The organism is Candidatus Protofrankia californiensis, assembly GCF_900634765.1.
GTDB lineage: Bacteria > Actinomycetota > Actinomycetes > Frankiales > Frankiaceae > Protofrankia > Protofrankia californiensis.
This window is the reverse complement of the sequence record NZ_CAAAFT010000102.1, coordinates 5168-11382: the sequence shown is the minus strand read 5'-3', so window position 1 is coordinate 11382 and position 6215 is coordinate 5168. Positions and strand designations below refer to the sequence as shown.

Annotated in this window: 3 protein-coding genes and 1 pseudogene; all 4 read right to left on the bottom strand. The window is 72.8% G+C overall.

What is annotated here, in order from left to right; translation table 11 throughout:
- On the bottom strand, nucleotides 1–1147 hold a 1147-nt coding region (locus tag DD1DGNOD_RS26590), incomplete at its 3' end, for a DUF5719 family protein (protein WP_241255499.1).
- Nucleotides 1144–4293: a glycosyltransferase gene (locus tag DD1DGNOD_RS06100; protein ID WP_131769638.1), complete on the bottom strand. Its 3150-nt coding sequence runs from the start codon at nucleotides 4291–4293 to the stop codon at nucleotides 1144–1146. The genes DD1DGNOD_RS06100 and DD1DGNOD_RS26590, both read right to left, overlap by 4 nt.
- Before the next feature lie 127 nt (nucleotides 4294–4420).
- Nucleotides 4421–4651 (bottom strand): WhiB family transcriptional regulator, encoded by a 231-nt coding sequence (locus tag DD1DGNOD_RS31070; protein ID WP_206442981.1) that lies wholly within the window; start codon nucleotides 4649–4651, stop codon nucleotides 4421–4423.
- 978 nt (nucleotides 4652–5629) lie between these two features.
- A pseudogene (locus tag DD1DGNOD_RS28835) lies at nucleotides 5630–6215 on the bottom strand (bifunctional FO biosynthesis protein CofGH); the annotation flags it as partial.

The window sequence follows — 6215 nt, the reverse complement described above, 5'->3', positions numbered from 1 at the left end:
CCGGTAACCGCAGGACACCACCGCCGGGCACGCGCACCGCCGCCAGGCCCGCCGGGGTGAAGCGTGCGGACGCCGTGAGCAGTTCCAGGCGGATCACCGCATCCGCTTCGGGTGCGGCCACCACGACCTGCGCGCCCGCGATACCGGTCGGCACACCGACCGCGCCGGCCAGAACCAGCGAACCCGCCGGTCCGCTCCCGGCCGCCACGGGCACGACGGCCGGGTCCGGCGCGAACGGCGCGCCCGCGCGGTCCAGCACAGCAGCGGTCAGACGCCCGTCCCGCACCCGGATCCGCGCTCCCGTGGCTTCGGCGTCGGGTACCCAGTCGGTCAGCCGACGGGTCACGCTCGCCATGGGCGGCACCGAGACACCGTCGGTGACCATGGAGTCGGTGACCCGGGTGTCGGTGACCAGCGTCCCCCGGCCGGCCGACCTGAACAATGTGATCTCGACGCGCGCGGGCACGATCTCGGGGTTGGTGAGGATGACCAACGGGTCACGTCCGGTGATGGTGCCCGGGCCGACGAACCAGAACTCGCTCCTCGGCGGATCACAGCGCGCCCGGGCGGGCGCGTGGCCGGGCGCGTCCGCAACGGTCACCGTGGCGCTCAGGCCGGCCGCCGCGGGACCGCCGGCATGCACGGCCAGCGGCATACCGCCGTGCACCTGGACCGACACGCCCCGCACCCGCGCCTGACCGGTGGGGACATCACGCACCGCACTGCCCATGGACAGCCAGATCCGTCCGTCCGCGCCCGGACTCCCTCCCACCGTGCCGCCGGCGGTCGCGATGTCGACTGTCACCATGCCGCCCGCCGTGCCGCCCGCCGTGCCGCCCACCGGGGGGTTGAGATCCGGGCACAGCAGCGTCGCGGACGTCACCGGCACCCGCAGGCCGGCCGGAGGCGGCGCCGGTCCGGGCCGGATCCCTCCCGCGGACCGGACGAGGACGGCCAGGGCCAGCACGGTGGACAGGGCGAACACGACGACAGCCGCGATCACCACCGCTGGGCGCGCGCGTCCGGCCCGTCCCGCCGTCCCCACCGGCCGGATCGGTCGCCCGGGCTGCTCCGGCCCCCCGGACTGGTCCGGCCGATCGTGCTGGTCCGGCCGGGTGGACGGCCGGGACGCACCCGTCCCGGTCACCGCGGGGATCCCGCCGCTGCCCCGCTCGCGGCCCGCCGGGCCGGCGCCACCCCGGGCGCGCCCGGCACCGCGCCGGGCGCTCCCGCACCAGGCAACACCGGGCCAGGCAACACTGCGCCGGGCAACACTGCGCCGGGCAGACCCGCCGGTCCGGACGGCAGGCAGCGCCACACCACGGCGTCGTCCGCTACCTGTTCCCGGACCAGCCCGGGTACGGAGTCCAGCGTGGCGACCAGCGACGGCGACGCGCCCGCACGCGGGACGACGACAGCGCGCACAGCCAACGCCGCAAGCCCGCCGGCAGCTGCCGCACGCCCGACGACGAGGTCCGCGACGACCGCCCCGACTGCCGCGCCGCCGGATGCGGACATCGCGGCGAAGGTAGCGTCCAGGCGCGGGCCGCGGGCGTCCGTGAGCGTGTAACCGACCGGTGAGTCCCGCGACGGCTGGCGCAGTACCAGCACGCGGGCGTCCTGCCCGGACATCTGTGCCACCGCGAGCACGGAAACCGCCATCCCGCCCGCGCGTGCGGCGGCACCGGCAGCCACCTCGCCGGCATCGGCGACCATGAGCGCGCCAGCGAGCGGGCCAGCCGCGACGGCTCCACCGAGGGACAGCGCCGTGACCTGGCGCCAGCCGAGCGGGTGACGGCGAAGCGCACCACGTGCCCCTGTCACCGACAGTGCACAGGCTAGTAGCATCCCGATGATGGCGACCGCGAGCTGCGCGGCGGCAAGCTCCCCGGTACGCCCGGCACCACCCGCATGGGTCTCGATGGCCGCACCGGCCAGGCCGACAACGACCACACCCCATGCCGCGAGGACGGGCTTACGGGTGTCGGCACGCACGGCCCCGACCGCGCCGGTGAGCGCAACCGGTACCAGTACGGCCACCGCTAGGCCGGCAACGTGCCCGCCGGTCGGCCCGGCGGCTGACAACTCGGCAGCTGGCATGGCCGGCCCCAGCCATCCCGGCACCGCACCGGCCGTGGTGCCCGTGCCGGCCCGACCGGTCGCACCCACCGCAGGCAGGGCACCCAAGGCGTCAACGGCTGCACTGTGCCGCCACGGCCATCCAAGGACCGCACTGTGCCATGGCCACAACAGGATGGTGCCGGCGACGGCCACGGCGAGCACGGGCACCAGCCGGCGCGGTCGGCGCAGCAGCACCACCGCGCCGGCGAGCCCGACGACGGCGGACAGAAACAGCGTCGGTGCGCAGGCGACCGCGGCGAGCAGCCTGAGCGCGAACCGGCGGGCCGCGGGCCAGGTTGCGCGGCCGGTGTCCGGTTGCGCCACCAGCACGGCCGCGGCGGTGAGAACACCGGGGAGCATCACGAGCGCGAACACCACGTCGACGCGTCCGGCGGCAACCGCCCAGATCATCGGGGGAGCCAGCGCGTAGCCGGCCGCGACGACCACCCGGACCGGCGTACGCAGCCCACCGCTACCGGAGACGCCACGACCGGACACACCCGGAGTGAACGCGCCACGAGCGCAGGCGCCACGACCGCGGCCTACGTGAGCGGATGCGGCATAGGCTGCGAGGCCGGCAAGCGCCGGCCCGCCCAGCAGGACGACGTCGGCCGCGAGCCACGGCTTGCCGCCCAGCGCGGTCGCGAGAACGGCCAACGGCACCAGCCACAGCGGGGCCACTCCCCCCGGTCCGGATGCCACAGAGCCAGGAGATCCCGAGCCGATCAACCCCGAGGCGGTGGACCCGCCGGGCCAGCCGGACAGAGCGGCCGACCACAGGTCCCGGGCACCGTCGGGTAACGGCAGCGACACGGCCACGCCGGGTATCCGGCAGGCGACCGTCCCCGGCCCCCATCCCGGTCCGAGCATGAAGCGTGCCGCCACAAGACTCACGACGGCCAGCGCCCCGGAAAGTAGCAACGCAGGACGGACCGCTGAGGCCGGAGGTCCGCTGCGCCCTCGGCGGAGGAAAAGCGAGAGGAAAAGCGAAAGGGCGTGCAGGAGCATCCGCGCCGTGCCCGACGGTCCGCCCCGGGCCGCCAGCAGCGGGCGCAACGTCCGGGCGGGCACCCGCGCGGACGCCGCCCGCCGCCGCCGCGCCCGCCACAGCCAGCCGGGACGGCCCATCACCTCAGCGGCCGCAACGATCTCGTCCAGGCCCTGCCGGAACCGGCCGCCGGCGGCCAGAGCAGCACCACGACCCAACCCCGCCGGCATGAGCCACAGCCATGCCGGTACCAGCAGGCCGGCCCCGATGTTGGCCATCCGGACCTGCAGCTCCTCCCGCCGCAGGTCACGGTGGTCGGCCTGCCCGCCGTGGTCACAGCCGCCGTGGTCATGCTGCCCGCGAACGGGGGCGGGGTGACCAGCGGTCCGGGCGACGTGGATCACCGCGGGCGGTACGACCACCACCCGCATCCCCGCGCGCCAGGCCCGCCAGCAGAAGTCGAGATCGGCGACGGTGACGAGATCCGGGTCGAACCCGCCGAGAAGGTGCCACGCCTGCCCGCGGACGAGTGCACCCGCGGGCGAGACCGCCAGGACGTCCCGGACGGCGTCGTGCTGGCCGCTGTCAATCTCGCCGGGGCTGATCCCGGTCACCCGGTGCCCGGCGCTATCCACGCCGGCTCCGGCTTCGACGAGCAGCTTCGGGTCGGCCCAGTCGAGCACCTTCGGGCCGAGCACGGTGGCGCTGGGGTCCAGCGCCGCGTAGGTCAGCAACCGCTCCAGCGTGTCAGGGGCCGGTACCCAGTCATGGTGCAGTAGCCAGAGGAAGTCCGGCGTACCGGTGATCCGATGCGCCAGTCCCGCAGCCACGGCCGCCCCGTAGCCGGTTCCTGGCGGCAGAGTGAGGACCGGCAGCCTCGGACCGTCCGGGATCCGTACCCGGCGGGCCGGCGGCCTGCCGCTCACGTCCACCACGACGACCTGGTCGGGCGGGCGGGTCTGGCGGCCGAGAGCGCTCAGCATCTGTGTCAGACCCGGGCCCGCGACAGCGTCCGAGAAGGCGTGACCAGGATGCCCTCGACAGGCGGCACTCCGGCCCCGATCGGAGACGACCACGATCGCGACGACCTCGACCGTGACATGCTCGCCGGCGACATGCTTCAGGCTGCTACCGCCAGCAGCCGGACGCCCGGCATGCGGTGGCGATGGCCCGGTGGTGGTCACGCCGCCGATGCCTGCCTACCGAACTTCCCGGGAGACCCTCCCGGACTTCTCAGATCGGTTTCCGGATTCCGGGTCCGGCAGGAACCCCGAGCACGCGAGAAACATGATCGCGCCGCCGGCAGGCGGTCTAGACCGCCTGCCGGCGCAGCCGGCGCCGCTCCCGCTCGGACATCCCGCCCCAGATCCCGAATCGTTCGTCCTTTTCGAGCGCATACTCCAGGCATTGGCTCCTGACCTCGCAACCCGAACAGATGCGTTTGGCCTCGCGGGTCGATCCGCCCTTCTCCGGGAAGAACGCCTCCGGATCGGTCTGGGCGCACAGAGCGCGCTCCTGCCACTCCGGTGGGTCCGCGAAGATGTCGTCGAGACCGAGAGCGACGACATCGGCTAGGGCACCGCTGCGTGGCTCATCGGCCACAGCGTCACCGGCCCGCGACCGGCCGGCGGTCGACTCTACCGATATCGATTCAGTGAATTCATCTTCTTCTTTGCCATCATCATTGTCGCCATCATGAAAATCAATATCAAAATCGACGTGGAACTCGGCGGTGGTCAGCTCCCGGCCCCCACGGCGACCGGGATCCGACCGCCCAGGCCACTCGGTGGCCGTGGGCTGCGTGGGCAACCCGGCACGTGGCCGGTGTGTTTCGGCGAGGACGATGTGGACGCCCGCGTCGGTGCGTTCCATGTGGACTCCTCCAGACCCGTCGCGGTGCGGTCGGCCACCCCCCGGGCGCCGGCGCGCAGGTGACTGGTGTCCACACCGGCCGGGTGAGTGCTTTACTGCACCTTCCCCACCGGCGGGGGAAATGACACGCCGGTAATTACACGCGCCGAAGACGGCTACGTCAACCCCACCAGCGCAACATCCTCTACAACCAGCGATCAAACAATAGCTCACGGTAGCAGGATGCCGTTACGGAGGGTCCTCGCCTGCGGCGCTGAGCGATACGCAAGAAGTCCTTGAAGCTCCTGACCAGGCCATCTTACCCTCTGAAATCAGGCAAAGCCGTCATGAATTGTCCTTCTCATGACATCTCCTCCTATCTGGCAGACTTCCGCTTCCGCGGATACCCACCGGGGCACCAGCAACGAATACCGCCGGCTATCGGACCCTCACCGGCATACGGCAAAACCACGACCAACCTGATGGCCGGACGCCGACAGTACGCCGACGGGCATCCGCCCACCGCCCATCCTTGCGGGTCGGCGGGATCAACCGTCACGCGGCAGCGGTCCCGCAGGCTGCGATCCGGCGGAAGCCCGGCGGAAGCATTGTCCGGCGGGATCACCGACCCGGGTGCCACCGCGACAGGAGTCGGGACTTAAGAACCCGTCAGGAAATGATCGGAAGGATCCTCCGGACGGCCCCGCCGCCGGAGGGATCCTCACCCACGCCGATCCCCGCGGGGAGGCCCTCGCCGAACCGGCCGTCACCCGGCGCAGCCGCAGCCTCCCTGCGTGCCACGGCCAACCGCTCCGCCGGGACGTCCCCGTAGGTTGTCGTACGCTGGCACGCCGGCCGTCCCGCGGCATGGGCCAACGCTTCCAGCTGCGCGATGGAGCGGGCCGACCCGTACTGGGAACCGGCCATCCGGCTGATGGTCTCCTCCATGAGCGTGCCGCCGACGTCGTTGACCCCGCCGCGCAGGACCTGCTCACAACCGTCCGGCCCGAGCTTCACCCAGGAACACTGGACGTTGTCGATCGCGCCGTGCAGGAGCAGCCGGGCCATCGCGTGCACCGCCCGGTTCTCCCCGACGGTGGGACCGGGCCGGGCCACGCCGGCCAGATAGATCGGCGAACTGTGGTGGACGAACGGCAGCGCCACGAACTCGGTGAACCCGCCGGTCGACTCCTGGATGCGACGCAGCAGTCGCAGGTGGGCCACCCAGTGCGCCGGCGTGTCCACATGCCCGTAC